Source organism: Kribbella lupini, assembly GCF_039529595.1.
Lineage (GTDB): Bacteria > Actinomycetota > Actinomycetes > Propionibacteriales > Kribbellaceae > Kribbella > Kribbella lupini.
Genome location: NZ_BAAANC010000001.1, coordinates 1,532,447 through 1,556,405, shown reverse-complemented (window position 1 = coordinate 1,556,405; position 23,959 = coordinate 1,532,447). Strand labels below are relative to the sequence as shown.

The following is a 23,959-nucleotide window of genomic DNA, read 5'->3' as shown; positions in this document are numbered from 1 at the left end:
AACGCCTGAAGTGACGGAGGTGCGGATGGCCGAGTACGAACTGCAGCAGTTCGAGTTGTCCCGAACAGAAACCCGCGGCGCGGTCCGCCGCCTGCTCACCGAACACGCCGAGTACGGCGGCTGGGAACTGGCCCGGCTCCGCCGCTACCCCGACGGCACCCGGAGAGTCTGGCTCCGCCGCCGAATCATCAAGGTCATGCGCACGCTCTGAGTACATTTTCATCCCACGCGCGCTACGCGGTCGACCTCCGTCGCTACGCTCCTCCGGACGACCGCTACGCCCGCTCCCGCCCACCCTCCGGCTTGGCGCCGGCGAGGTTGCCGGCTTATCGCCGGCATTTTCCGGCTGGCGCCGGGAGTACGGGCTTATCGCCTTGCGCACCGGCTTGCGCCGGAGTACCCGGCTACCGCCGGAGTTGCCCGGCCACTGCCACGCGCGCGGCCGTCAGCTGCCCTCTGCGGTGATCGCGCAGCTCCGCTGAGCCCAGCCTCGCCGGCGCTCTTGCCGCACACAGGCGCTGGCCGTCGTACGCACGCCCACCCGTCGAGCCTCAGCCGACGAACGCGATCGCGTTGCCGTCCGGGTCGCGCACGATGAAGTCGGTACCGCCCCAAGCCTGTTTGCTCAGCTTCTGGACGATCTCGGCGTCGACAGCCTGATACTCCGCGTAAAGCTCGCGGACGCTGGCCGTCTCGACGAAGGCCATGATGAGCCCTTCTCGTTCCGGAACACCGGCCGCGAACACCGGCTCGTGAACGAACTTCAGGTGCAAGGTCGCACCGTCGCGCGTGACCGATCCGTAGAACGGCGGGTTTCCGTGCAAGAAGTCGATCCGGAAGCCGAGCTGGTCCCGGTAGAACGTGGCCGAGGCATCGACGTCCGCGACGTACAGCACCGGTCTGGCGCTCGTGACTACCGTGTCCCGAGTCTCCGGCTGCGCGCTGGTGGGCCGGGCCGCTTCCGTGCGCGCCTTGAGTTCGGCCCAGTTGGCGAAGCCGGCTTCGAGGGCGATGATCTCTTGAGCTTCGGTGAGGGGAAACTTCAGCGCGAGTGCTTCGCGGTCGGACAACGTGCGGTAGCGCGCGAGCTGCCGAATGCGGCCGCCGATCGAGAAGTTCCCCTCGCGGTGCCAGCGAACGAGCAGTTTCGCCTGCTTCTTGTAGGTTTCGAGCTTGGGCATGGCGCTCCCTCTTCGGTGATGAAGTAGGTGGGCCTTGCCCTTTCGGCTGTACGCCGCTGCGCCCTACGACCGGGATTGAACCCGCGCCTGCAAGCCTGAGATTATCACGGCGAATCGGCCCCCAGGCAGCACGATTCGCCCGTCAGAGGTCGTGCCGAACCCACACATTCGGCTCGACGTACACCGCGTGGTCGTGCTCCACATCGCACATCACCGGTGCCAGCGCCTTCGGGACCAGCACCGGGCCCGTTCGGTCGAACGGTAGGCCGGTCCACTCCCGCCACTCGGCCAGCGTGCCCGCGATGACCATCGATCGCGGTGCCACCTGGATGATCTTTCCGCTGGCCCGAACGTGCACCCGCAGCCAGGGATCTACCGGGAGCCCGTCGTCGCGGACCTGCTCGATGTAGTCGACCATCGGCACCGCCGGGTCGGGCTTACCGTTCGGTCGCACCGGTGCGTAGAGGGTGGTGTGGCCCTTCGCCTTGGCTGCGGCCTTCATCGCCGCGAGCATGTCGTACGACAGCCCGCGGCCCATGTGGCTCGGCTTGATCATGATTTCCAGCGCGCTCGACACGTTCGTCGGGCGCCCGCGGTCGAGGTCCTGGCAGCCCCACTGCACTACCTGGTCCCAGCCGCCTGGTGGGAGCTCCATCCGGTCCTCGGCGTCGCCGAACGCGAACGCGATGCTGCGCGCGTGCGCGACCAGCTCGCCGTTCTCGGTCGCGATCAGGCACTGGTCGGCGAAGTCCGCCGTGGCCCGCCACAGCAGCGCGTCCGCGATCAGGTCGTTCAGCATGAACCGGGGCCAGACGTTCCAGAAATCGCCCAGGTACGGCGTGACCTCAGGCCGTTCCGCCATTGTGGTGATCACGATCTCCGCCATGCCTCGCAGTGTGGCACTCATCAAGCCCGCCGAGCACCGCATTTCCTGGCGCCCGGCGTACGACGAGAACGCCGAGCGCGACAGCGCTCGTCAGCAGGCCCGCGCCGATCAGCGTGTTCTCGCCCCCGGCCACGGCGAGGATCGGCCCGCCCACGAGCAACCCCGCCGAACTGCTCGCGCTCACCACCACGCTCTGCCCCGACAGCAGCGCCCGCCGTTCGGCGCCGTACGACGACCTGGTGATCAGGATCGAGATCGCCGCGATCCCCAGCACGACCGTCACGCCCGACAGCGCACCGAGTACGGCGACCGCCGCCGGCGTCGTCCACACCCCCATGCCGACCCAGCACAACCCCATGGCCGTCCACGCGACCGAAGCCAACGGGACCGGCGGAAGCCGCCGTACGACGGCCAGCGACACCACCGTGCCCAGCAACGCCCCCGCGCCGTACCCGCTCATCCCCGCCGCCAGGTAAACCCCCGGCCGCCCGCGCTCCGCGCCGATCACCGACAACCCGAGCGTGAACGCGAACCAGGTGAAGCACCCGGTCCCCCGCGCGATCCACCCGTACAGCACGTCCTCCCGCCCCCGCAGACTCGCCCGAATGCTCGGCGCCTGCTCCCGCTCGGCGGCAACCGACACCCGTCCATCGTCAGCGCGAGCTGCGCCAACGGCCGGCGCGTCCCGGCGGCGAAGGCTCCCTCGAGGCGGCACACCCGGCCCAATCCGCTCGCCCTTCACCGTCGCAGCCAGCCCGCCGGCCGCCACCACGACAACGGCCTCGATCCACAGCACCGTGTTCGTCAGCCCAGCAGCCACCGCCACAGCTCCTATCGACGGCCCCACCAGCATCCCGATCCGCCGAAGTCCGTCCTGCCAGGTGAGCAGCAGCACCGCCCGATCCGCACCCAGCCGGTCCCCCGTATCAGCCAGCAGCGCCGACCGCCCCGGCGAGGACAACGCGTCCCCACACCCGAGCAGCAGCCCACTCACCATCAGCACCCACGGCCGCAACATGCCGTACGCCGCAGACGCCGGCACGATCGCCAGTGCCACCGCCGACACCGCCGCAACGACCGCGAGCCGAGGCCCCGAGTCGACCCACTGCCGCGCCTGCCGAGCCCACCACGGCGACAGAATCACCGGAATCCCCGCCGCACCCCCGGCCAACCCCGTCGCGGCGACCGACCCGGTGGACTGCAGTACGACGAGCGGCAGCGCGATCTGCGCGATCCGGAACGCGAAGTCCGCGGCCGCACCACCGGCCAGCAGTACGACGGCGTCGCGGCGGGCACCGCCCGAGCACGACGAACTCGAAGGTGAGTAGCCGGTTGGTGAAGTCCTCGCCACCGTCGTCGCGGTTCTTGATCGCGCGGACCAGCTATGGCACCGCCGGGACGCGGGTGTCGCGAGCCCGACGACGCCGAGCTTGATCGACTGCAGCAGCCGCTCGACACTCATACCGTCGATCCTGGTCGCGCCAACAGCCTGGAGGTAGTCGGCAGCCGTTGACCTCCGACCATAGTCTGGCCCTATGGCCTCATCACCCAGCCCGTCGGTCGACGACCTCCGCCTGGTCCTCACCATCCAGCGAACCGGCTCGGTCGGGTCAGCCGCCCGCGAGCTACGGATCTCCCAACCCTCAGCCTCACAACGCCTGGCGCGCCTCGAACGCGCCTGCGCCGTCAAGCTCTTCGACCGCGACACCCGCGGCGCACGCCCGACCCCCGCCGGCCTCGAGCTCGCCCGCCGCGCCGAGCACATCCTCGGCCATCTTGACGAGGTGTACGACGCCACTCGCGCCGCGGCGACCGGCACTCGCCTGGTCGTCGGCACCTTCGCCAGCCTCGCGCCGATCCTGTTCCCGGTCCTCGACGCCGAGCTCCCCGACGTCGACCTCGAGCAGCACGTCGACCACGGCCACCACCTCGTCGAAAAGGTTGCCGAAGGCACCATGGACGCCGCCTTCATCGCGATCGCCGACCAGATGGTCCTCCCCCGCGGCACCATCGCCCGCACCGTCGGCCGCGACGAACTCGTCCTGTTCGCCCCCGCCGACGCCGAACCTCCGGCCCGCGGCAAGCAGCCCCTGAAGAACCGCCCGATCCCGTTCTCCACCTACGACCGCGGCGCCGATGACCTCCGCACCCGCCTGATCGCCCTCGGCGCAACCCCACGCCGAGGCGTCACCCTCGCCACCTCCATCGCCATGGCCCGCCGCCGCACCCACCTGGCCCTGATCCCCCGCAGCGCCCTCGCCGCCGAGCTCCACCCCGGCGAACGCTTGCTCCCAGCCCCTTTCCACTACCGCCTCACCCTCTCGGCCGTCACCCGAACCACCCCACCGACGCCCCTCACCCGACTTCTCCCGAAGCTGAGATCGGCCCTCAGCCTCACCCGCTAACGCCAACCAAGCCGCTCCATTCGAGGATTCGTCGCCTGTACTGGAGGCGCCTGCCACACAGATCCGCAGTGCGCACGGCCCATCACCGCAGCGGCTGAACCCAGCCGACGGGTCAACGAGGTCCCGCCGGCGATCCGTCGACTCAGCCGTCCGACTGGTTCGGTCGATGGGATCGGGCGCACGCCGGCCCCACTGCACCGCCGCGACGGCCGGCCTGCTTGGGACGACTCGGCACCTCGCCCAAGACATCGGGCAGACGGCGTCACCGTCAACGCCGTCTGCCCTAGGTTGATTTCGACCCCGATGGGGGTCGGACGCTGCCTGCTGCGTCAGCCGGCGTCGGTCGCCGGCTCGCCCTGCGCCCGGCGGGAGATCTCCTGGGTGTCGGTCCAGTTCTGCAGGCGATCGGCGTACACCTTCTCCAGCAGTGCCTGGAAGCCTTGACCGAACAGGATGCGCACCGGCGGGTTGGCGGAGTCGGCCAGCTCGAGCAGGACCTGGGCGGCGGCGGCCGGGTCGCCGGCCGGCTGCTTGCCGACGGCAGCGGCGAGCCGCTCGCGCAGCGGGTCGTAGGCCGGGTTGGGTTCGGCAAGGAAGCCGTTGTTCAACGGGTCAGGGTTCTTGCCACCCCGGGTGGCGTACCCGCCCGGCTCGATGATGGTGACCTTGATGCCGAAGGGTGCGACCTCCCCGGCCAGAGCCTCGTTGAAGCCCTCGAGGGCCCACTTGGAGGCGTGGTACGCGCTGCCCAGCGGCATCGCGATGACTCCGGCGATCGAGGACAGCTGGAAGATGTGACCGGAGCCCTGCTCGCGCAGGTGCGGAAGTGCGGCCTGGACGACCCAGAACGCCCCGAAGAAGTTGGTCTCCATCTGGTCGCGCAACTGCTGCTCGGTCAGTTCCTCGACGGCCCCGACCTGCGCGTAGCCGGCGTTGTTGACGATGACGTCGAGCTGGCCGAAGTGGTCCTTGGCACGGTTGACGGACTCGAAGACGGCGACCTTGTCGGTGACGTCCATCGCGAGCGGAAGTACCGAGTCGCCGTACTTGACGACGAGGTCCTCGAGGCTCGCGGTGCTCCGGGCGGTCGCGGCGACCTTGTCGCCGCGCGACAGCGCGGCCTCGACGAACTCGCGCCCGAGACCGCGACTCGAACCGGTGATGAACCAGACCTTGCTCATTGCTGCTCTCCTTGGGTCGTTGACACGTTCGACCACAAGATGTCGCCCACCCGATCCCTGTGACGTCAGCGGGCGGTGAGGAGCGTCACAGACTTCCTTGGACGGCCGACTGACCCGCCGTACTCAGGCCTCCGAGAGGAACCGGTCCAGCACTCGCGAGCCGAACTCCAGCGACGCCGTCGGCACGCGCTCGTCGATCCCGTGGAACATCCCCATGAAATCCAGGTCCGGCGGCAGCTGCAGCGGCACGAAGCCGAAGCACCGGATCCCCAGGCGCGACCACGACTTCGCATCCGTCCCGCCGGACATCAGCAGCGGGGCCGTGCGGGACTGCGGGTCCTCGGCGGCCAGGCAGGACTTCATCGCCTCGACCAGGCCGCCGCTGAACTCGGTCTCCAGCGCGATGTCCTCGATCACCGTCTCGCGCTGGATCTTGTCGCCCAGCAGCTCGTCGATGGTCGCGAAGAACTCGTCCTCGTACCCGGGCAGGAACCGCCCGTCGATGTGCGCCTCGGCGTCGCCCGGGATCACGTTCACCTTGTAGCCGGCGTTCAGCATCGTCGGGTTGGCCGTGTTGCGGATCGTGGCGCCGAACATCCGGCTGAACGTGCCGAGCTTGGACAGAACCCCCGACCGGTCCTCCGGGTCCAGCTCGGTCCCGAGCAAGTCCTCCAGCGTCTTGAGAAACTCCCGAACGGTAGGCGTCAGACGCAGCGGCCACTCGTGCTCGCCGATCCGCGTCACCGCGCGGGCCAGTTCGGTGACCGCGTTGTCGTCGTTCACCATCGACCCGTGGCCCGCGGTCCCGCGGGCCTTGAGCCGCATCCAGTTCATGCCCTTCTCGGCCGTCTCGATCAGGTACAGCCGCAGGTCGTCCTGCACGGTGATCGAGAACCCGCCGACCTCACCGATCCCCTCGGTGCAGTCCGCCACGGTCTCCGGGTGGTTGTTGATCAGCCACTGCGCGCCGTACAGGCCGCCGGCCTCCTCGTCCGCCGTGAAGACCAGCCGCACCGGCCGCCGCGGCTTGACCCCGGCGCGCTGCCGCGCCCGGACCACCGACAGCACCATCGCGTCGAAGTCCTTCATGTCGACTGCGCCGCGTCCCCACACGCACCCGTCGAAGATCTCCCCCGCGAACGGGTCGACCTTCCAGTCCTTCGGATCAGCCGGTACGACGTCCAGATGCCCGTGCACGAGCAACGGATCCGCCGACTGGTCCTCCCCCTCCCAGTGCGCCACCAACGTCGCCCGCCCAGGCTCCGACTCGTAGATCGTCGACTCGATCCCCACCTCGTCGAGCTTCGCCGCGACGTACTCAGCGGCCCCGCGCTCCCCGTTGCTCTTCCCGTTCCCGTAGTTCGTGGTGTCGAACCTGATCAACTCACTGCACAGGTCCACCACCTCAGCCTCCGGCCGGTACGACGTGCTGTCCGAAGCAGACGAAGAAGTCATGCCCCCATCCTCCCCCACCGCCGGCGCAGCCACTCAGCCGACCTTCCCCTGGCGAGAAGTCCCGGTGCTGTTCCCGTCCGGGCGAAAACTCGCCGTCTTCCCGCACTCTCCGTGCCGACGGCCCTACGCCGCGCGCAGACTGCGAGACGGCCCGGTTGAGGACCGGGCCGGTTCCTGTTCCCGCCCGAATCCGGAGTTCCCGTGTCCCTGCCTGTGTCCCGTCGCGCCCTGCTGCTCGGCGTTCCCGCGACCGCCGCCGTCCTGGCGTCGCCCTCTCTGCTCACCAGCGCGTCCGCGCAGACCCCGCACCAGAGCCCGATCGACATCCGGACCGGGCACGCGGCACTCAGCCCGGGGCTGCCGGCGCTGCACGTCCACTATCCGACCTCGCTCGCCCTGAAGATCCGGTACGAGAGCCGCGACGCCGGTCAGCCCGGCGGGTGCGAGCACCGGACCGCGGAGGAGACGATCCTCGCCGAGATCCCGGCCGGTGCGGCTCACGTGACGGTCGGCGGGGTGCGCTACGACCTGGTGAACTTCCACTTCCACACCCGTTCCGAGCACCGGCTCAACGGCCACCAGTACGCGCTCGAGCAGCACTTCGTGCACAACGGCCCGAACGGCGAAAAGCTGGTCGTCGCGCTCTTCATCACCACGGGCGGGCACGGCGGCACCCTGCAGGACAAGGTGCTGGCGACGGTCCCGGAAGAGTGCGACGACGACGTCGACCTCGGCACCGTGAACCTCGCATCGGCACTGCCGCAGGATCTCTCGACGTACCGGTACGACGGTTCGCTGACCACCGCGCCGTACTCCGAGCCGGTCTCCTGGCTGGTGCTCGCGCACCACCGCGCGATCCTCCCGGCCTCGCTGAACCACTTCCAGAGCCGCTTCCCCGACGGCGACAGCCGCGCCGTGCAGCCGCTGAACGGCCGCACGGTCAAGTACCGCCCGCAGCACTGACGAACCGACGCGGGCGGAGCTGAAAGGCCCGCCCGCCTCGGGAATCGCAGCCCAGTGGATCAGGCCTGGGTCCGCTGAGCCTTCTCCGACTTCTCGGCCTTCAGCTCAGCGGCCTCGCGCTGCACCTCGGCGTGGGTGTTGCGCTCGCGGCGCAGCCACTCCGGGAACTCTTCCTTGAGGGCCTCGATCTCGTCCGTGGTCAGCGGGTCCATCACGCCGGCGCGGGCGAGGCCGGAGATCGACACGCCGAGCTTGGCGGCGACCACCGGGCGTGGGTGCGGGCCGGTACGGCGAAGTTCGCGCAGCCACTCGGGCGGGTCGGCCTGCAGGGCGTTGAGCTCGTCGCGCGAGACGACGCCTTCCTGGAACTCGGCAGGGGTCAGGTCGAGCAGCACACCGAGCTTCTTCGCCGCAGTCGCGGGCTTCATCGTCTGAGGGGATTTCTGCGACGTCATACCGCCAGGGTATCGAGGGTTGACCGGCTCCCCGACCACCGGCGGATAGCCTGACCCGGTGACCGACCCCGACACCCCCGCTTCGTTCCGGCTCGCGTACGTGCCCGGCGTCACGCCGGCCAAGTGGGTGCGGATCTGGAAGGAGCGCCTGCCGCGGGTCACGCTGACGCTCGTCACGGTGACCGCGGCCGAGGCCGCGGACGTCGTCCGGGCGGGTGGCGCGGACGCCGGGCTGGTCCGCCTGCCGATCGACCGGACCGGGCTGAGCGCGATCCCGCTCTACACCGAGACCACGGTCGTCGTCGTACCGAAGGACCACCTGGTGACCGCGGCCGAGGAGGTCACGGCCGCCGACCTGTCCGACGAGTTCATCCTGTACCCGCAGGACGACACGCTCAGCTGGACCGAGCGACCGGGTGAGGCGGCAACGATCGTGCCCGCGACGACCGCCGAGGCGATCGAACTGGTGGCCGCGGGCGTCGGTCTGCTCGTCGTACCGCAGTCGCTGGCGCGCCTGCACCACCGCAAGGACCTCACGTACCGGCCGTACGTCGACGCGCCCGAGTCGAGCGTCGTCCTGACCTGGCCCGAGGGCGAGCCGAGCGAACTGATGGAGCAGTTCATCGGCATCGTCCGCGGGCGGACGGTCAACAGCACCCGGACGCCGCAGCGCGCGGAGAAGCGGACCGCCGCCCAGAAGACCGCCGACAAGTTGGCCAGGAAAGCGGCCCCGGCGAACAAGCCCACCCCGCAGAAGCGCCGAGGCAAACCGCGGCGCTAGGGACCCCGGGCCGAACGCCTGACAACTCAGGAGATCGGGTTGGTCGCCTTGCCGTCCAGCCAGAGCTCGGTGCTCGCGTCCCGGTGCGCCCCGGTCGTGCCGACGTGCTTGTCGCTGATCGTCGGACCGTTCTTGATCACGTGCAGGATCGCCATCGCGTGCCCGCGGCCCACGCCGTACTCGTCCTTCAGCCACTCCGCCAGCGGGCCGATCTTCGTGTCCGGCCCCTCGAACCCCTTGGCCCGGGCGACCTCCAGCAGCGCCCGCGGGGTCATCGCGGTCTTCTCCTCGATCTTGTCCAGGTACGCCTGAAAAGACATGGTCCACACCTCTCGTCGATGTCGTTGCTCACCCCTGCGTCGAACCAGCCGACGCGAGATCGACATCAGTCCTCGACCCACTCCAGAAGATCTCCGGGCTGGCAGTCCAGGACCCGGCACATCGCTTCGAGGGTGCTGAAGCGGACGGCCTTGGCGCGGCCGTTCTTGAGGACGGCGACGTTGGCGGGGGTCAGGCCGACGAGCTCCGCGAACTCGCCGACGCCCATCTTGCGTTTGGCGAGCTCGACGTCGATCCGGACCACGATCGGCATCAGATCACCGCCTCCATGTCGGTCTGCAGGGTGGTGGCCTGGCGCAGCAGGGCGCGCATCACGACCATCAGCAGCAGCACGACACCGCCGGCCAGCACGAGTCCGATCAGCAGGATCGGCAGGCCCGGGTCGTCGGCGCGCAGCGACAGGTAGATCGTCATCCCGAGCAGCAGCACCCAGCCGGCCGCCATCGCGGACAGGATCACGTTCACCCAGCCGAACGCCTTCTCGCTGAAGATCCGGTCTGCCTTGACCAGCGTCAGCAGCCGCCAGATGCACACGATCACCACCTGGACGCAGACCACCTCCACGATCGAGAAGACGGTCAGCGGCCAGCGCAGGTCGGCGCCGTCGCCCTTCAGCTGCCCGAACTGTCCCGGCAGGCTCACCACCTGCGCGAACACCAGCCCCGCGAACAGCAGCACGAGAAACACCCTGAGCGGCACCACGACCCGATCCATCATCTGCACGGCTCGACTATCACCGCCTTCCTATCGACTGTCAATCGACGCGCGTCACGCTGTGTAGACGACGCCCAGACTGCCGCTCGGGAACGACCGCACGCTGCGCAGCTTCAGCTCGGTCCGGTCCGTCACGTCGAAGAACATCGACCGGCCCCGCCCGACCACGATCGGGTGCACCTTGAACCAGTACTCGTCGACCAGCCCCGCGACCACGAGCGCCCGCACGGTCTCCACGCCGCCGAAGACGACGACGCTCTTGCCCTTCTTCGCCTTCAGCTTCCGGACCTGCTCGACCCCGTCGCCCGCCGCCGGCGTCGCGCTGCCCCACCCGCTCACGTCGTACGAGTCGTCGCTGGTCAGCACGTACTTCGGCGTGCCGTTCATCCAGTCCGCCAGCTCCCCCTCGGCCGACGTCCAGTACTCCGACATCTCCGGGAACGACTTCCGCCCGACCACGATCGCGTCCGCGGCCTGCATCAGCTCCCCGTTCAGCGTGGTCTCCAGCTCCTCGTCGTCCACCATGAACCGCAGGTCGTTGTCCGGCCCGGCCATGAACCCGTCGACGGTGACGGAACAGAACACGATCAGTGATCTCATCGTCAGCTCCTCCTCGCGATCCCCCGACCGTAACCACCTTTCCTTGCACACTCCTGTCGAAGCCGGTCACGAAAAGGGATCGCCTCGGCGTGGTCACGTTGTGCGTTGGTGTGATCACACTTAGTTTGGACTTCGGGTACAGCCACGTTGCCCGTCGGATTCTGGGGAATCGGGTGTCCTGGTGGCTGTACGACGTGTGCTGGTGTTGCTCCTGCTGTTCTCGCTCGCGGTCGGGTGTTCCGACGTCGAGGCCGATATCGCCAACGGCACGGCGAAGAAGCCGGGGCCGAGTGCCCCGGCCGCTCCCCCGCAACCGCCGAAGCCGAAACCCAAGCCGTTGCCGCAGCTGCCGCGCGGTGGGCGGACGCTGTTCCCGACCCACCAGCTCGTCGCCTTCGTCGGCGCCCCGGGCGCGCCGGCACTCGGGCCGCTGGACAGCAACCTCGACGAGCGCGCCCGCCGGCTGGAGAAGCTCGCGACGTCGTACCGGGGTGGCCGCACGATCCTCCCGGTGATGGAGCTGATCGTCGTCACCGCGCAAGGCGCCGCCGGCAGCGACGGCAAGTACCGCAGCCGGATCGACCCGGAGCAGATCGACCGCTACCTGGCCGTCGCGCGCAAGTACAAGATGCTGCTGATGCTCGACGTCCAGCCCGGCCAGGCCAAACCGCTGGACGAGGTACGCCGCCTCGAACCGTGGCTGCGCCAGCCGGACGTCGGCCTCGCCGTCGACCCCGAGTGGCAGGTCGGCCCCGGCCAGGTCCCGGGCCGCGTCTTCGGCCGTACGTCGGGAGCCGAGCTGAACGAGATCGGCGCCTACCTGTCCGCGCTGACCACCAAGTACCGCCTGCCGGAGAAGGTGTTCGTCTTCCACCAGCTGACCGCGAAGATCGTCGCAGGCGAAGCCGCCCTGCGCCCGCACCCCGGCGTCGCGCTGATCAAGTCGGTCGACGGCATCGGCACCCGCGGTGCGAAGGAAGCGACGTACCGCGGACTGATCACCAAGCTGCCGAAGGGCGTGCACACGGCGTTCAAGCTCTTCTACGTCGAGGACACCCGGCACGGCCCGCTGATGACGCCCGCCCAGGTCCTCGCCCTGCGGCCGCGGCCCGAGCTGGTGATCTACGAATGAGCCGCCTCTCCCGCCGCGCGTTCCTCGGCCTGGCCGCCACCACAGTCGTTGCCGGCTGCAACGACACGGGTGTCCCGGACGCGGCGCCGGTCGTCGGCGCCGACCATCTCCCTCCGACAACGCCCCCGGCGCCGAAGGCGCCCAAGCCGGTCACCCGCCGCGCACCCGCGCCCGGCGAGCTCGGCGTGATCCCGGTCCTCATGCACCACCGGCTGACCCCGAACGTCAGCGGCGAGTACGACATGACGCCGGCCTTCTTCCGCGCCGAGCTCGAACGCCTGTACCGCGAGGGCTACCACCCGATCCGCACCATCGACCTGGTCCGCCGCGACCTGTCCGCCGTACCGGAGGGCAAGACGCCGGTGGTGCTCACGTTCGACGACAGCACGCCCGGCCAGTTCGCCCTCGACAAGGCCGGCCGCGTCATCCCCGACACCGCCCTCGGCATCATGCTCGCCTTTCAGGCGCGTTACCCCGACTTCCCCGCCGTCGGGTCCTTCTACCTCAACAAGTCGCCGTTCGGCCTGCAGGGCAGTGACATCCCCCGCGCCCTCAGATACCTGTACGACGCCGGCTGCGAGCTCGGCAACCACACCTGGGACCACCCCAACCTCCGCCACCTCAGCGCAGCCGAGGCGGAGAGCGAGATCGGCCGCCTGGCCGCGATGGTCACCACCGCCGTCCCGGCCGCACCGCCACGGACGATCGCGCTGCCGCTCGGCGTCCACCCGCGCGACCGCCGTGTCCTCGCCGCGGGAGGACGCGGCAGTACGGCGTACCGGAACGAGGGCGTGCTGCTGGTCGGCGCCGGGCCGTGCCCTTCGCCGTACGGCAAGACCTTCGACCCGATGGCGATCCCGCGGATCCGCTGCAGCTCGTACCAAGGTGGGCAGGGCGAGCTGCTGATGGACTACTGGCTCGACAAGCTGGCCCGGGCCCCGCGCCAGAAGTTCGTGGCCGCGAGCAACAACAGCACGGTGGTGGCCCCCTAGAACTGCACGCCGCGGGTCAAGGCCCCGTCGATCACCAGGTTCGTACCGCTGACGAAGCTGGCGGCGGGGCTGGCCAGGAACACGACACCGCGGGCGATCTCCTCGGGGCGGGCCATCCGGCCGGTCGGGTTGAGGGCGAGCGAGTCGGCGAACAGCTGCGGGTTGCCGCTCTCGACCGACTCCCAGACGCCGCCCGGGAAGTACGTGTTGCCCGGCGAGACGGTGTTCGCGCGGATCCCCTTCCCGGCCAGCTGGAAGGCCAGCCCCTGGGTGTAGTGCACGATCGCGGCCTTGAAGGTCCCGTACGGGCCGGCCGCGAAGTCGATCTCGCGGGCGGACACGCTCGACACGGTGACGATCGACGGCGCCTGGCTCCGGCCGAGGAACGGCATCGCCGCGTCGACCATCCGGACCGTGCCCATCAGGTCGACCTCGAAGCTCTGCTTCCAGGGCTCCTCGCCCTCGATGCCGATCGCGAGCGCGCTGACGTTGGCCACCACGATGTCGATCCCACCCAGCTCGGCGGCGCTGTCGTTGACCCACTGGATCAGAGCCGGCCCGTCCCCGATGTCCAGCGCCGTACCGACGACCGTCGCCCCGCCGTCCTGCAGCTCCTCGACAGCAGCGGTCACGTCGCTCTCGGTCCGCGCGCAGAACGCGACCGACGCTCCCTCGGCGACCAGCCCCTCAACGACCGCCCGGCCAATGCCCTTCGTCCCGCCGGTCACCAGGGCCCGCAGGCCCTCCAGCTGGAGATCCACGTCCACCACTCCTTCGCCGAGTCGAGCCCTTGTGCACAGTATGCGGTCACCCGCGGGCGGACGTCGTACCGATCGACACCAGGTAGTCGGCCGGGATCCGGAGGGTGCCGTCGGTGGCGGTGTTCCACTCGTTGTCGTAGGCAAGGAGGTCGTCGTGCAGGGCCGCCCAGCCGGGACCGAGGGCCTGCCGGGCGAGGACCAGCGGGCCGAAGTTCTCGGCGTAGAACGCGGCGAACTCCTCGACCGTCGGAGCGGCCAGGACCACCACGTCGGGACGGAACGCGAAGTCGACGGCGGGCATCATCGCGCGGACATGGTCGGGCTCACCCCAGGCACTCGGCATCGGGCCGGACGGCGCGGACGGGAGATGCCGGCCGACCACCTCGAACAGGCGCCCGGCGTACCCGGTCGGCAGCCAGGTCGCCAGCGCGATAGTGCCGCCGGGCTTGCAGACCCGCACGAGCTCCGCACCGGCTTTCGCGTGATCCGGCGCGAACATGTGCCCGAACGTCGAGAAGACCCGGTCGAACCGTCCGTCCTCGAACGGCAGGTCCTCCACGTCGGCCTCGACCCACTCCACCTCCACCCCCGCCTCGGCCGCCCGGCGCCGGCCGGCGACGAAGTTCTCCGCGATCAGGTCGCACCCGACCACGGTCGCGCCGCGCTGTGCCGCCGGGATCGCGATCGAGCTGCCCGACCCGGTCGCGACGTCGAGCACGTCGACGCCTGGTCCGACCAGAACCTCGTCGAGCAGCTTGGGTCCCACGGAGGCGATCAGGGTGGCGATCGCATCCCACGTGCCGGCGCCCCAGATCGCCTTGTTCACCGCGTACTGGTCCATCCGCTCATCATCTGGTCTGATTCGCGGAAGGGGAATGTCCGGTAAGAAATCTAAGGTGGGCCCATGAACGAGACCGTGCTGCGTGAAATGGCGTTCAGTGACCTGCAGGTTCGCGGCGGCAGCCTGTCCAGGACCAAGTTGTACGGCGTGGAGCTGCGCGACGTGGAGGTCCACGGCGACATCCAGAACGTGGTCGTGAACGGGGTCGACATCGCGCCGCTGATCGACGCCGAGCTCAACCGCCGGACGCCGGAGCGCGCGAAGATGCGGCCGGAGGACGCCGACGGGTTCCGGGAGGCGTGGGCGATCCTCGAGCGGCTGTGGGCGGGGACGGTCGCGCGGGCGAAGACGTTCCCCGAGGCCGACCTGCACCGCAACGTCGGCGAGGAGTGGTCGTTCGTCCAGACGCTGCGGCACCTGTGCTTCGCGAGCGACGCCTGGGTCGGGCGGATGATCCTCGGCGATCCGTCGCCGTGGCACCCGCTCGACCTGCCCTGGGACGAGGCGCCCGGCTGGCCGGGCATCCCCTGGGACCGCGAGGCCCGGCCGCCACTCGACGAGGTGCTCGCGCTCAGGGCCGAGCGGCAGGCGATGGTCCGCGAGGTGATCGCGTCACTCACCGACGAGCAGCTCGCGTCGACCGTCACTCAGACCGCGCCCGGCTGGCCGGTCATCGAGGACTTCCCGCTGAAGGAGTGCCTGGGGATCCTCCTCATCGAGGAGTGGGAGCACCGCCAGTACGCCGAACGCGACCTGACGGTGCTGGAGGGCTAGGGTCGCGAGATCCCCGTCCCGCTCAGCGCCTCGCGCCCGTACTTGTCCACCTCGGCGGCCAGGTCGAGCGGCGCGACGCCCGACTTGTTGCGGTCGGCATCGGTGAGCAGCTCGGCCGGGATGATCCAGACGATCTCGAACTCCAGCCCGTTCGGGTCCTTGCCGTACAGCGACTTGGTCGTCCCGTGGTCCGACTTGCCCACCAGCGCACCGGCCGCCGTCAGCGCCTGCTCCAGATCGACGAGGTCGCCGAGCGTGTCCACCTCCCACGCCAGGTGGTACAGCCCGACCGTCGACCGCCCCGCCTGCGACGGGCCAGCCTGCGCCCCGACCTCGAACAGCCCGAGGTCGTGGTCGTTCGTCGACCCCGGCGCCCGCAGGAACGCCCCACCCTTGAAGCTGTCGCCGATCTCGGTGAACCCGAACCCGAGCACGTCGCGGTAGAACGCGACACTCGCCGCCAGATCCCCGACGTACAGCACCGCATGATTCAGCCTGAAGATCGCCATGCCCTCAACTCCCTGGTCGCCACGTGCCTCCAGAGTAGTTGAACACTCAATGTCGACACACCGAGGAGCCACTGGATGCGTGCGCGGGACGAGACGACCCCGGGAATCCTGGTCCCGCACCTCGGGTACGGCGCCGGCGCCGCGAAAGCGGTGATCGCGGTCGTTCCCGAGGGTCCACTCACCGCCGAGCTCGTCGGGCCGGGCGAGCCGGCAGTCCTGACTCCTGGACCGGTCGAACACGTACCGGGCTGGACCGGCGGGCCGTACAGCCGGATCCCGCTGCCCGAAACCCTTGCCCCAGGCACCTATTTCGTCCGGGTCTCCGCCGCGGGCCACGAGCTGACCTCCGAGCCCTTCGTCATCGCCCCCGAGCGGCTCCAGCGCCAGACCATGTCGGACGTCCTGGCCTACTTCAAGGCGATGCGCTCCAGCGGCGAGATCGACCGCAAGGACCGCGCCGCACGCCGGTGGGGAGACGACTCCGGTACGACGGTCGACGCGCGCGGCGGCTGGCTGGACGCGAGCGGGGACACCAGCAAGTTCCTCTCGCACCTCACCTACACGTCGACGATGAGCCCGCAGCAGATCCCGCTCTGCGCGTGGGCGATGCTCGCCGCCCGCGACCAGCTCGGGCCGGCGTTGACCAAGGTCCTCGGCGCGAGACTCCGCGACGAGGCACTCTGGGGCGCCGACTTCCTGGTCCGCTTCCGCTCCCCCGACGGCTACTTCTACACCGGCATCTTCGACGCCCTCACCAAGCAGCTCGACGAACGCGTGATCACCGCGCCGCTGCAGGACTGCGTCCGCACCAGCCGCTACCAGGCGGCGTACCGGCAAGGCGGCGGGCTGGCCATCGCCGCACTGGCTCGTGCCTCGACGGTCGACGACGACGGCGACTTCGCCCGCGCCGAGTACCTGACCGCCGCCCGTGAGGCCTTCGCGCATCTCGAGAAGCACAACCTCGACTACCTCTTCGACCACACCGAGTCGATCATCGACGACTACACAGCGCTGCTCGCCGCCACCGAGCTTGCAGCCGCAGACGGGGCCTCGCAGCCCGTAGCGGCAGCCCGCACCCGCGCCGCCTCTCTCACCAGCCGGTACGTCCGCCCCACGAACGAACCCGGATGGTTCCGCGCCGACGAGCAGAACCGCCCGTTCTTCCACGCGGCAGAACCGGGCCTCCCGATTCTCGCCCTCCTCCGCTTCGCCGAGGTCCTCCCCGACACCCCCGAAGCCGACCCTGCCCGCCGTACCGCCCTCCAGGCCATGCACGACATCCTCACCAGGACCGCGTCGGTCCAGAACCCGTTCGGCTACCCCCGCACACTTGTCCAGCCGACCAACGACAAACCACGGGAGTCGTTCTTCTTCCCCCACGCCAACGAGACCGGCTACTGGTGGCAGGGCGAGAACGCCGCCATCGCGTCCCTCGCGGCAGCGGCCAACGCCTGCGCCCGGATCGCCGAGACCGGCGCGTCCGAGCTGAGAGCCTTCGCCGACGACCAGCTCGCCTGGATCACCGGTCGCAACCCGTTCGACACCTCGATGCTGCACGGCCGCGGCCGCAACAACGCCGACTACTCGTCGGACTTCCCCAACCTTCCCGGCGGCATCCTCAACGGCATCACCGCGGGCTGGTCCGACGAGAACGACATCGCCTTCCTCCCCGACGACGCGCCCGAAGGTGACAGCTGGCGCTGGGCGGAACAGTGGATCCCGCACACCGGCTGGTTCCTGCTGGCGGTCGCGTCAGCCCGCTGACTCGGCGCCTAACCCTCGAAAAGGTCCGCCAGCACAGGGCCCGTCTCCGGCTCGCCCCCGCCGCCCCCACCCACCGCCAGCGTCACCTGGTGCGACAGGTCGAGCGAGTGGTAGCTCACCGTCCGGTAGCCGAAGATCCCGCCCGTGTGCCCCCACAGCACCCGCCCGTCCGGCAGCGTCTCGTGCGCGATCCCCAACCCGTACGCCGTACCGTCGCCATTCGGTACGCCGGTCAGCATCGCCACCAACTCGTCCGCGCCCAGCAACTCTCCACCCAGCACAGCGGCGTAGAACCGATTGAGATCCGCCGCCGTCGACACCAGTTGCCCGGCCGCCCAGGCCTGCGAGACGTTCGCCTGCGCGAGGTCGACCAACTCCCCCTCGACCTCCAGGTACGCGTGCAGCTGCGGATCCGGCAGGTCCACGTCGTCGCCCGGCAGCAGCGTCCGCGTCAGCCCGACCGGCTCCAGGACCCGTGACCGGACCTCGTCCTCGTACGACCGCCCGGTCACCGCCTCGATCAACAGCCCCAGCGCGACGTAGTTCGTGTTCGAGTAGGCCCAGTCGCCCGACCCCCGGGGCTTGGCCACGGCCCCCGCCAGCGTCTCCGCCGGATCCCAGTGGTCGTACCGGTCCTGGTACAGCTTCGCCGTGTCCGGCAGATCGTCGGTGTAGTTGTACAAGCCACTCGTGTGGTTGAGCAGCTGCCGCAGCGTCACATCCTCCGGAACTCCCGGCAGCCACTGCGTCACCGGCTCGTCCAGCCGCAGCTGTCCCTCCGCCACCAACTGCAGCACGACCACGGCCGTGAACGTCTTGGTGATGCTGCCCGCGCGGAACCAGCCGGCCGGGTCGACCGGCTGCCCACTCGCCCGCTCGGCCACCCCACTGACCCCGGTCCAGCGCCCCTCAGGCGACCGCCAGTCCAGCAGCACCCCGGTCGCACCGTCGGAGACCAGCGAGTCCAGCACCTTCTGCAGCTTCTCCACGCCCGGAGGCTACCCGGGCAAGACGGCCGCCGGTGGCATGATCAGCGCGCGAGACGCCCGGCTATTCGCGCGGTTGCTTGTCCGGCCGCTCGACCGTCGCCTTGATCCCCGAGAGCGTCCGCTCCAAGGCCTCGTCGATGGACGGCCCCTCCGCGTGCTCGGTGTGCAGGCGGACGGTCAGCTGAGCGGTGCCGTCGGCGACGAAGTCGACCTCCAGCTCACCGTGGTAGTCGTGCGGCCCGGGAGCCGACCACCGGATCTTCCGGCCCTCCTCGACGATGTCGATCGCGGCCTCGCTGCGGACCTCCCGCTCGTCGCCGTCCACCACCGCGGCCACCTCGACCCGCTCGTGGACGGCCTCGCCGGGCTGCCGTGCCTCGGCGCCCTGCGACTGCGGGGACGGATCGTCGAGGCGGTGCGCCTCGGTCATCTGGGGCAGGTACTCCGGCAGCCGCTCGACGTCGGACAGGTAGTCGAACAGCACGTTCGGCGCGACGTCCACCACGGTCGTCGCCTCGTAGTCACCCATCGAACCGGTCCTCTCCGTCGGGAAGGTCTCCTACGACGCCCGGTGACCCACCGCGTACCGCCGCAAACAGCAGCCGGCCGAACGGATAACGACTCGGGACCATCATCCGCGAGCTATGGCCCCCCGCGCGCGGGGGCCGTGCATCATATGGGCATGACTGAGCACGCCTCGGCCCCGGCTGTCGACAAGCAGGTCCTGCAGGCGGCTCTCGACCACGACGGTCGGGAGCCGATGCTGGCGACGGTCTTCGCGCAGCTGGCCGTGGAGCTGCACGACGCGGACGGCGTGGACGAGACGGTGGACGCCGTCGTGCAGTTCGCCCTGCAGGCGGAGGCCTGTACGTACGCCGGGGTGATGCTCACCAGCCCCCACGGCTGGGAGATCGGCGCGGTCACCGACCCGCTGGTGGCGCAGATCTACCAGGAGCAGATCGACGCCGCCGAAGGTCCGCTCATCGCCGCGCTGACCGGCGACACCACCGTGTACGTCGCTGACGTCGCGGCCGAGACGCGCTGGCCGGCCTGGAGCACCCGGCTCACGTCGTACGGCGTGGGCTCGGTCCTGCACGTCCCGATGCGCGCCGCCGAGCAGTTGATCGGCGTCCTGAGTCTGTACACCGTGCACGCCGACGCCTTCACCGCCGACGACGAGGCGATCGCGTACATCCTGGCCCGGCACGCGTCGGTCGCGGTCGCCTCCGCGCGCGACGGCGAGACGATGACGGCCGCGGTCGACGCCCGCAAACTGGTCGGCCAGGCGATGGGGATCCTGATGGAGCGCTTCGACCTGGACGAGTCGCGGGCGTTCGAGATCCTCAAGCGGTACTCCCAGGACACCAACACCAAGTTGCGCGACGTCGCCCAGCACCTGATCGACACCCGTAAACTGCCCCAGTGACGAGGCCCGGCCCACCCGTCACCGATCTGACATAGACCACATGCGTAGGACAACCTTGCTGTGGGCACCTAGGAGGGCGAGACCGGACCAGCCCTGGAGGACGACGCCCGTGACGGATCCGTACGCCGAGATCAACGGTCACCAGGTGATCGATCTGCACCGGGTCACCTCGGAGGGCCGGTTCTCGGCCGGACCGGTCTGCATCCGCTGCGACGCCCACTTCGCAGACCGCGACGAAATCGCGGACACGGCGTGCCCGGTGCCGTTCTCGACCGGCAACCACGACCTGCTCGTGGACCCCGACGACGGGCTGCTCTACTGCACGCGGTGTCCCCTGGTCGCCTACGACCTCGCCGACGCCGCCGGCGAGGAGCCCTGTCCGGGCCCGGTGCACGAGCAGCAGCCCCGGCGTACCGATCGCCGGTAAGCCGTCGCCGCGGGCCGGGGACCGGGCTGCGAGGATGGCCGGGTGGACATCCTGCGCCGGAACAACGTCACCACCACCGGAAACCCGGACGGCCGTACGGTCCTGCTCGCGCACGGCTTCGGCTGCGACCAGAACATGTGGCGTCTGACCGTTCCTGCCCTGGCCGACGACTACCGGATCGCTCTGTTCGACTACGTCGGCGCCGGCCGGTCCGACCTGACCGCCTTCGACGAGCAGCGCTACTCCAGCCTGGAGGGGTACGCCGACGACGTCGTCGAGGTCTGTACGGCGCTCGACCTGCACGACGCGGTGTTCGTCGGGCACTCGGTGAGCGCGATGATCGGCGTTCTGGCCGCCCGCAAGGCGCCCGACCGGATCGGCGCGCTGGTGATGGTCGCGCCCTCGCCGCACTACCTGAACGACGGCGACTACCGCGGCGGCTTCGCCCGCGACGACATCGACGAGCTGCTGGCCTCGCTGGAGGAGAACTACCTCGGCTGGTCGTCGGCGATGGCGCCGGTGATCATGGGCAACGCCGACCGGCCGGAGCTCGGCGAGGAGCTGACCACCAGCTTCTGCGCGACCGACCCCGCGATGGCCCGGGTCTTCGCCCGGACGACGTTCCTGTCCGACTCACGTGCCGATCTGGCGTCGGTGAAGGTGCCGACGCTGATCCTGGAGGCGACCGAGGACGTGATCGCGCCCCGGGAGGTCGGGGCGTACACGCACGCCGCGATCGAGGGGTCGACCCTGGTCACGCTCGACGCGACCGGCCACTGCCCGCACCTGTCGGCGCCCGAGGCGACCAACGCGGCGATCACCGCCTTCCTCGCGGGCCTGAGGTGACGCGCGGCGACAGCGCCGAGGAGGTCTACGACTCCGCGCCGAGCGGACAGCTGTCGACGGCGATGGACGGCACGATCGTCATGGTCAACGCGACGCTGCTCGGCTGGCTCGGGCTCGAGCGCGAGGCCGTGGTCGGGCGGATGCGGTTCGCCGACCTGCTGACCATCGGCGGCAAGGTCTACCACGAGACCCACCTGGCACCGTCGCTGCGGATGCAGGGCCAGATCAGCGGTGTCGCGCTCGAGCTCAAGCGGCACGGCGGCGGCCGGTTGCCGGTGCTGGTCTCGTCCGTGGTCAAGTACGACGCCGGCGAGCCGGTGCTGATCCGTACGACGGTCTTCGACGCCCAGATCCGCCGCGCGTACGAGGAGGAACTGCTGCGCGGCCGCCAGGTCGCCGAGACCGCGCGGCGCGACGCCGAAGCCGCCCAGCGCCAGGCGGAGGTCGACCGCGCGCAGCTCGAGGACGCGCTCGCCGTACTCCAGCAGTCCCTGCTCCCCGCTCAGCTCCCCGACGTACCGGGAATCGAGACCGCGGCGTACTACCACACCGCGTCGGCCATCCAGCTCGGCGGCGACTTCTACGACCTGTTCGCCGTCGACCCGAAACGCTGGGGCTTCTTCCTCGGCGACGTCTGCGGCAAGGGCCCGGCGGCCGCCGCCGTGACGTCACTCGCCCGCTACACCCTGCGCGCCGCCGCGCTGCACGATCCCGGGTCCGCCCTCGCCACGCTCAACACCGTCCTGAACGAGCGCTACGCGACCGGCGACCCCCGCTACTGCACGGCGATCTTCGGCACGCTGATCCCGGATCCGGTCACCGGCCAGGTGCAGGTCGAGTTCGCCTCCGGCGGCCACCCGCCGCCGCTCCTGATCTGCGCGGACGGCACGGCCGGCTTCCTCCCGAGCACGGAGGGCACGCTGATCGGCATCCTGCCGACCGGCGAGTTCCCGCCGACCCGCCTGCTCCTGCAGCCCGGCGACACGCTGCTGCTCTACACCGACGGACTGACCGAGGCCCGCGTCGACGGCGACTTCTACGGGGAGCACGCGCTGCGCACGCTCGCCCTCCAGTACGCCGGTGCGCCCGCCGCTGAGCTGGTCGGCGCGCTGTCCGAGCTCCTCACCAGCTTCGGCGAACCGCTCGCGGACGACACCGCCCTGCTCGCCCTGCACGCCCGCCGCTAGCTCCACCAGCCCGCGTCGCTGCGCCACACCGCACTTCGCCCCGACCGACGTACTTTGAGCACCGACCAGCCGCCCGGAGGCCCGAAAGATGGCTGGACGGTGCTCAAAGTAGTGGTCGTGAGGGGTGGGGTGGGACCCGGTGGCTGTGGTCGGGGCTAGGGCTGATCAGGCCCGGCGGCGGTGGTTGCCAGTTCCGCCGCCTCGGGGATCATCGAGACCCCGCGGGCGGCGGCTGCCTCCAGGGCCTCCCGGGCCGGGGCCGCCATCCAGCGCAACGGCTGGTCGAGCACCCGGGCGACGGTCGACTCCTCCAGGTGCAGGATCTCTGCCACCCGGCGCAGCGCGTCCGGCTCGTCGGCTGCCGAGTACAACAGATGGACCACCTCGTGGCGGTGCGCGTAGACGCTCAGCGTCGCGGCCGCCAACCCGGGATCGACCGTGTCCGGCCGAACCTCCTCAACACTGTCCCCGTGAGTCTTCATGACCTGACAACGCTTGAGTGGTCCAGTCCGTCACGCGAGCGCTCTCAGCGGAGCGGGAAGCCCTTGACCTGGAGCGCCTCGCGCAGGTGCTCACGCCCCTTCAGACCGGCGACACTGCCGAAGCGGGACGCCACCCGGCGTACCCACCCCTGAGGCATGCCCGCGGCCGCGTAGTACCGGTTGAGCAGCTCCTCGTAGGCGTCCACATGCGCCGCCTGCGGTTCCAGCGCGTACCGCTCGTGGTGCAGCACCGCCTCCTGCGGCAGCCGCGGCTTCACCGACGTCTCGTCGTACCGGTCGGGATGGCCGACGGTCAGGCCGAAGACGGGGAACACGTTCGCCGGCAGCTCCAGCTCGGCCGCGACGTCGAGCGGGCGGTTCCGGATCGCCCCGACGAACACCGTGCCGAGCCCGAGCGACTCGGCCGCCAGCGCCGCGTTCTGCGCCGCGAGCGCGACGTCGACGAACCCGAGCAGCGCCGCCTCGACGAAGTCCGCGCCCTCCGACGACGCCTGCCCGATCTGCTCGGTCACGTGCCGCGCGCGAGCGAGGTCGGCGAGCCAGACCAGCAGCAACGGCGCCTGCGTGATGAAGTCCTGCTCCCCCGCCAGCTCGGCCAGCCGCGTACGGCGTGCTTCGTCCCGTACGGCGACCACGCTCCACAGCTGGAGGTTCCCCGACGTCGGTGCCGACTGCGCCGCCGCGATCAGCGCCGTCAGCGTCTCGTCGGAGACCGGATCGGGCCGGTAGCTCCGCACCGACCGGTGGGCCAGCTGCTGAGCGATCACCTCGGTCCACGCGGCCGGAGGCACTTCGTCGGACCCGTACCGCAGGCGGAAGGAGGCTTCAGGCGAAACGGTCACAACGAC

Annotated in this window: 29 protein-coding genes; 12 read left to right on the top strand and 17 right to left on the bottom strand. The window is 70.2% G+C overall.

Annotated elements, in window-relative coordinates; genetic code table 11:
• Positions 1–25 precede the first annotated feature (25 nt).
• Positions 26–211: a DUF5703 family protein gene (locus tag ABD235_RS07125; protein ID WP_344171206.1), complete on the top strand. Its 186-nt coding sequence runs from the start codon at positions 26–28 to the stop codon at positions 209–211.
• A 340-nt stretch (positions 212–551) separates the two neighbouring features.
• Here the strand turns inward: ABD235_RS07125 and ABD235_RS07120 are convergent, their stop codons facing one another.
• The 3 genes from ABD235_RS07120 to ABD235_RS07110 all read right to left on the bottom strand — a co-directional run bounded on the left by ABD235_RS07120 (position 552) and on the right by ABD235_RS07110 (position 3,529).
• Positions 552–1,181 (bottom strand): glyoxalase superfamily protein, encoded by a 630-nt coding sequence (locus ABD235_RS07120; protein WP_344171204.1) that lies wholly within the window; start codon positions 1,179–1,181, stop codon positions 552–554.
• 142 nt (positions 1,182–1,323) lie between these two features.
• Positions 1,324–2,067 (bottom strand): N-acetyltransferase, encoded by a 744-nt coding sequence (locus tag ABD235_RS07115; protein ID WP_344171202.1) that lies wholly within the window; start codon positions 2,065–2,067, stop codon positions 1,324–1,326.
• Positions 2,027–3,529 (bottom strand): MFS transporter, encoded by a 1,503-nt coding sequence (locus ABD235_RS07110; protein WP_344171200.1) that lies wholly within the window; start codon positions 3,527–3,529, stop codon positions 2,027–2,029. The genes ABD235_RS07115 and ABD235_RS07110 overlap by 41 nt, the downstream gene beginning before the upstream one ends.
• Before the next feature lie 73 nt (positions 3,530–3,602).
• Here ABD235_RS07110 and ABD235_RS07105 point away from each other — a divergent pair, with 73 nt between their 5' ends.
• On the top strand, positions 3,603–4,472 hold the full coding sequence (locus ABD235_RS07105; protein ID WP_344171198.1) for a LysR family transcriptional regulator: 870 nt from the start codon (positions 3,603–3,605) through the stop codon (positions 4,470–4,472).
• Between the two features lie 329 nt (positions 4,473–4,801).
• Here the strand turns inward: ABD235_RS07105 and ABD235_RS07100 are convergent, their stop codons facing one another.
• Positions 4,802–5,653: an SDR family NAD(P)-dependent oxidoreductase gene (locus ABD235_RS07100; RefSeq protein WP_344171196.1), complete on the bottom strand. Its 852-nt coding sequence runs from the start codon at positions 5,651–5,653 to the stop codon at positions 4,802–4,804.
• A gap of 123 nt (positions 5,654–5,776) precedes the next feature.
• The gene (locus ABD235_RS07095; protein ID WP_344171194.1) at positions 5,777–7,108 is read right to left on the bottom strand and encodes a M20/M25/M40 family metallo-hydrolase; all 1,332 of its coding nucleotides are present in this window, start codon (positions 7,106–7,108) and stop codon (positions 5,777–5,779) included.
• A 201-nt stretch (positions 7,109–7,309) separates the two neighbouring features.
• Here ABD235_RS07095 and ABD235_RS07090 point away from each other — a divergent pair, with 201 nt between their 5' ends.
• On the top strand, positions 7,310–8,071 hold the full coding sequence (locus tag ABD235_RS07090) for a carbonic anhydrase family protein (RefSeq protein WP_344171192.1): 762 nt from the start codon (positions 7,310–7,312) through the stop codon (positions 8,069–8,071).
• A gap of 59 nt (positions 8,072–8,130) precedes the next feature.
• On the opposite strand, the gene ABD235_RS07085 is transcribed toward ABD235_RS07090, so the two are convergent.
• Positions 8,131–8,526 (bottom strand): DUF5997 family protein, encoded by a 396-nt coding sequence (locus ABD235_RS07085; protein WP_344171190.1) that lies wholly within the window; start codon positions 8,524–8,526, stop codon positions 8,131–8,133.
• 58 nt (positions 8,527–8,584) lie between these two features.
• On the opposite strand from ABD235_RS07085, the gene ABD235_RS07080 reads away from it, so the two are divergent.
• Positions 8,585–9,307, top strand: a complete 723-nt coding sequence (locus tag ABD235_RS07080; protein WP_344171188.1) for a LysR family substrate-binding domain-containing protein — start codon at positions 8,585–8,587, stop codon at positions 9,305–9,307.
• 26 nt (positions 9,308–9,333) lie between these two features.
• Here the strand turns inward: ABD235_RS07080 and ABD235_RS07075 are convergent, their stop codons facing one another.
• The 4 genes from ABD235_RS07075 to ABD235_RS07060 form a co-directional block, all read right to left on the bottom strand.
• Positions 9,334–9,627 (bottom strand): DUF4287 domain-containing protein, encoded by a 294-nt coding sequence (locus ABD235_RS07075; protein ID WP_344171186.1) that lies wholly within the window; start codon positions 9,625–9,627, stop codon positions 9,334–9,336.
• Between the two features lie 65 nt (positions 9,628–9,692).
• Entirely contained in the window at positions 9,693–9,899 is a 207-nt protein-coding gene (locus ABD235_RS07070; protein WP_184794626.1) for a helix-turn-helix domain-containing protein, read from the bottom strand.
• Positions 9,899–10,363: a DUF2975 domain-containing protein gene (locus tag ABD235_RS07065; RefSeq protein WP_344173681.1), complete on the bottom strand. Its 465-nt coding sequence runs from the start codon at positions 10,361–10,363 to the stop codon at positions 9,899–9,901. Before ABD235_RS07065 ends, ABD235_RS07070 begins: the two co-directional genes overlap by 1 nt.
• 51 nt (positions 10,364–10,414) lie before the next feature.
• Positions 10,415–10,960, bottom strand: a complete 546-nt coding sequence (locus tag ABD235_RS07060) for a dihydrofolate reductase family protein (RefSeq protein WP_344171184.1) — start codon at positions 10,958–10,960, stop codon at positions 10,415–10,417.
• A 181-nt stretch (positions 10,961–11,141) separates the two neighbouring features.
• On the opposite strand from ABD235_RS07060, the gene ABD235_RS07055 reads away from it, so the two are divergent.
• Both ABD235_RS07055 and ABD235_RS07050 read left to right on the top strand, forming a co-directional pair.
• Positions 11,142–12,092, top strand: a complete 951-nt coding sequence (locus ABD235_RS07055; RefSeq protein ID WP_344171182.1) for a hypothetical protein — start codon at positions 11,142–11,144, stop codon at positions 12,090–12,092.
• Positions 12,089–13,084 (top strand): polysaccharide deacetylase family protein, encoded by a 996-nt coding sequence (locus ABD235_RS07050; protein WP_344171180.1) that lies wholly within the window; start codon positions 12,089–12,091, stop codon positions 13,082–13,084. Before ABD235_RS07055 ends, ABD235_RS07050 begins: the two co-directional genes overlap by 4 nt.
• On the opposite strand, the gene ABD235_RS07045 is transcribed toward ABD235_RS07050, so the two are convergent.
• Complete coding sequence (locus ABD235_RS07045) at positions 13,081–13,845, bottom strand: SDR family NAD(P)-dependent oxidoreductase (RefSeq protein ID WP_344171178.1); 765 nt, start codon at positions 13,843–13,845, stop codon at positions 13,081–13,083. The genes ABD235_RS07050 and ABD235_RS07045 overlap by 4 nt on opposite strands.
• A 46-nt stretch (positions 13,846–13,891) precedes the next feature.
• A complete protein-coding gene (locus ABD235_RS07040) occupies positions 13,892–14,686 on the bottom strand; it encodes a class I SAM-dependent methyltransferase (RefSeq protein ID WP_344171176.1) in 795 nt (264 codons plus the stop codon).
• A gap of 63 nt (positions 14,687–14,749) precedes the next feature.
• Between ABD235_RS07040 and ABD235_RS07035 the strand changes: the two genes are divergently transcribed.
• A complete protein-coding gene (locus ABD235_RS07035; protein WP_344171174.1) occupies positions 14,750–15,460 on the top strand; it encodes a DinB family protein in 711 nt (236 codons plus the stop codon).
• Here ABD235_RS07035 and ABD235_RS07030 read toward each other — a convergent pair.
• Positions 15,457–15,969, bottom strand: coding sequence for a VOC family protein (locus ABD235_RS07030; RefSeq protein ID WP_344171172.1), 513 nt, complete (start codon positions 15,967–15,969; stop codon positions 15,457–15,459). The two genes, ABD235_RS07035 and ABD235_RS07030, sit on opposite strands and share 4 nt — an antisense overlap.
• Positions 15,970–16,044: 75 nt before the next feature.
• Here ABD235_RS07030 and ABD235_RS07025 point away from each other — a divergent pair, with 75 nt between their 5' ends.
• On the top strand, positions 16,045–17,733 hold the full coding sequence (locus ABD235_RS07025; protein ID WP_344171170.1) for a glycoside hydrolase family 9 protein: 1,689 nt from the start codon (positions 16,045–16,047) through the stop codon (positions 17,731–17,733).
• 8 nt (positions 17,734–17,741) lie between these two features.
• Here ABD235_RS07025 and ABD235_RS07020 read toward each other — a convergent pair whose 3' ends face one another.
• Entirely contained in the window at positions 17,742–18,722 is a 981-nt protein-coding gene (locus tag ABD235_RS07020) for a serine hydrolase domain-containing protein (RefSeq protein ID WP_344171168.1), read from the bottom strand.
• A gap of 61 nt (positions 18,723–18,783) precedes the next feature.
• Positions 18,784–19,251, bottom strand: coding sequence for an SRPBCC family protein (locus ABD235_RS07015; protein ID WP_344171166.1), 468 nt, complete (start codon positions 19,249–19,251; stop codon positions 18,784–18,786).
• Positions 19,252–19,404: 153 nt separating this feature from the next.
• On the opposite strand from ABD235_RS07015, the gene ABD235_RS07010 reads away from it, so the two are divergent.
• From ABD235_RS07010 to ABD235_RS06995, 4 genes are all read left to right on the top strand, one after another.
• Complete coding sequence (locus ABD235_RS07010; RefSeq protein ID WP_425553091.1) at positions 19,405–20,148, top strand: GAF and ANTAR domain-containing protein; 744 nt, start codon at positions 19,405–19,407, stop codon at positions 20,146–20,148.
• Between the two features lie 109 nt (positions 20,149–20,257).
• On the top strand, positions 20,258–20,575 hold the full coding sequence (locus tag ABD235_RS07005) for a hypothetical protein (protein WP_344171164.1): 318 nt from the start codon (positions 20,258–20,260) through the stop codon (positions 20,573–20,575).
• Between the two features lie 42 nt (positions 20,576–20,617).
• Positions 20,618–21,421, top strand: coding sequence for an alpha/beta fold hydrolase (locus tag ABD235_RS07000; RefSeq protein ID WP_344171162.1), 804 nt, complete (start codon positions 20,618–20,620; stop codon positions 21,419–21,421).
• Complete coding sequence (locus tag ABD235_RS06995) at positions 21,418–22,608, top strand: SpoIIE family protein phosphatase (protein WP_344171160.1); 1,191 nt, start codon at positions 21,418–21,420, stop codon at positions 22,606–22,608. The genes ABD235_RS07000 and ABD235_RS06995 overlap by 4 nt, the downstream gene beginning before the upstream one ends.
• A gap of 155 nt (positions 22,609–22,763) precedes the next feature.
• Here the strand turns inward: ABD235_RS06995 and ABD235_RS06990 are convergent, their stop codons facing one another.
• Both ABD235_RS06990 and ABD235_RS06985 read right to left on the bottom strand, forming a co-directional pair.
• Positions 22,764–23,090, bottom strand: a complete 327-nt coding sequence (locus tag ABD235_RS06990; RefSeq protein ID WP_344171158.1) for a hypothetical protein — start codon at positions 23,088–23,090, stop codon at positions 22,764–22,766.
• Positions 23,091–23,134: 44 nt separating this feature from the next.
• A complete protein-coding gene (locus ABD235_RS06985) occupies positions 23,135–23,953 on the bottom strand; it encodes an NADPH-dependent oxidoreductase (RefSeq protein WP_344171156.1) in 819 nt (272 codons plus the stop codon).
• Positions 23,954–23,959: the final 6 nt, after the last annotated feature.

Bases quoted from the DNA above. Each gene is read 5' to 3' on its own strand.
- ABD235_RS07120 (WP_344171204.1), bottom strand. From the start codon at position 1,181: ATGCCCAAGCTCGAAACCTACAAGAAGCAGGCGAAACTGCTCGTTCGC.
- ABD235_RS07100 (WP_344171196.1), bottom strand. From the start codon at position 5,653: ATGAGCAAGGTCTGGTTCATCACCGGTTCGAGTCGCGGTCTCGGGCGC.
- ABD235_RS07035 (WP_344171174.1), top strand. From the start codon at position 14,750: ATGAACGAGACCGTGCTGCGTGAAATGGCGTTCAGTGACCTGCAGGTT.
- ABD235_RS07105 (WP_344171198.1), top strand. From the start codon at position 3,603: ATGGCCTCATCACCCAGCCCGTCGGTCGACGACCTCCGCCTGGTCCTC.
- ABD235_RS06990 (WP_344171158.1), bottom strand. From the start codon at position 23,090: ATGAAGACTCACGGGGACAGTGTTGAGGAGGTTCGGCCGGACACGGTC.
- ABD235_RS07110 (WP_344171200.1), bottom strand. From the start codon at position 3,529: ATGAGTGTCGAGCGGCTGCTGCAGTCGATCAAGCTCGGCGTCGTCGGG.
- ABD235_RS07015 (WP_344171166.1), bottom strand. From the start codon at position 19,251: ATGGGTGACTACGAGGCGACGACCGTGGTGGACGTCGCGCCGAACGTG.
- ABD235_RS07040 (WP_344171176.1), bottom strand. From the start codon at position 14,686: ATGGACCAGTACGCGGTGAACAAGGCGATCTGGGGCGCCGGCACGTGG.
- ABD235_RS07050 (WP_344171180.1), top strand. From the start codon at position 12,089: ATGAGCCGCCTCTCCCGCCGCGCGTTCCTCGGCCTGGCCGCCACCACA.
- ABD235_RS07060 (WP_344171184.1), bottom strand. From the start codon at position 10,960: ATGAGATCACTGATCGTGTTCTGTTCCGTCACCGTCGACGGGTTCATG.
- ABD235_RS07115 (WP_344171202.1), bottom strand. From the start codon at position 2,067: ATGGCGGAGATCGTGATCACCACAATGGCGGAACGGCCTGAGGTCACG.
- ABD235_RS07085 (WP_344171190.1), bottom strand. From the start codon at position 8,526: ATGACGTCGCAGAAATCCCCTCAGACGATGAAGCCCGCGACTGCGGCG.
- ABD235_RS07075 (WP_344171186.1), bottom strand. From the start codon at position 9,627: ATGTCTTTTCAGGCGTACCTGGACAAGATCGAGGAGAAGACCGCGATG.
- ABD235_RS07070 (WP_184794626.1), bottom strand. From the start codon at position 9,899: ATGCCGATCGTGGTCCGGATCGACGTCGAGCTCGCCAAACGCAAGATG.
- ABD235_RS07095 (WP_344171194.1), bottom strand. From the start codon at position 7,108: ATGACTTCTTCGTCTGCTTCGGACAGCACGTCGTACCGGCCGGAGGCT.
- ABD235_RS07010 (WP_425553091.1), top strand. From the start codon at position 19,405: ATGACTGAGCACGCCTCGGCCCCGGCTGTCGACAAGCAGGTCCTGCAG.
- ABD235_RS07065 (WP_344173681.1), bottom strand. From the start codon at position 10,363: ATGATGGATCGGGTCGTGGTGCCGCTCAGGGTGTTTCTCGTGCTGCTG.
- ABD235_RS07125 (WP_344171206.1), top strand. From the start codon at position 26: ATGGCCGAGTACGAACTGCAGCAGTTCGAGTTGTCCCGAACAGAAACC.
- ABD235_RS07025 (WP_344171170.1), top strand. From the start codon at position 16,045: ATGCGTGCGCGGGACGAGACGACCCCGGGAATCCTGGTCCCGCACCTC.
- ABD235_RS07030 (WP_344171172.1), bottom strand. From the start codon at position 15,969: ATGGCGATCTTCAGGCTGAATCATGCGGTGCTGTACGTCGGGGATCTG.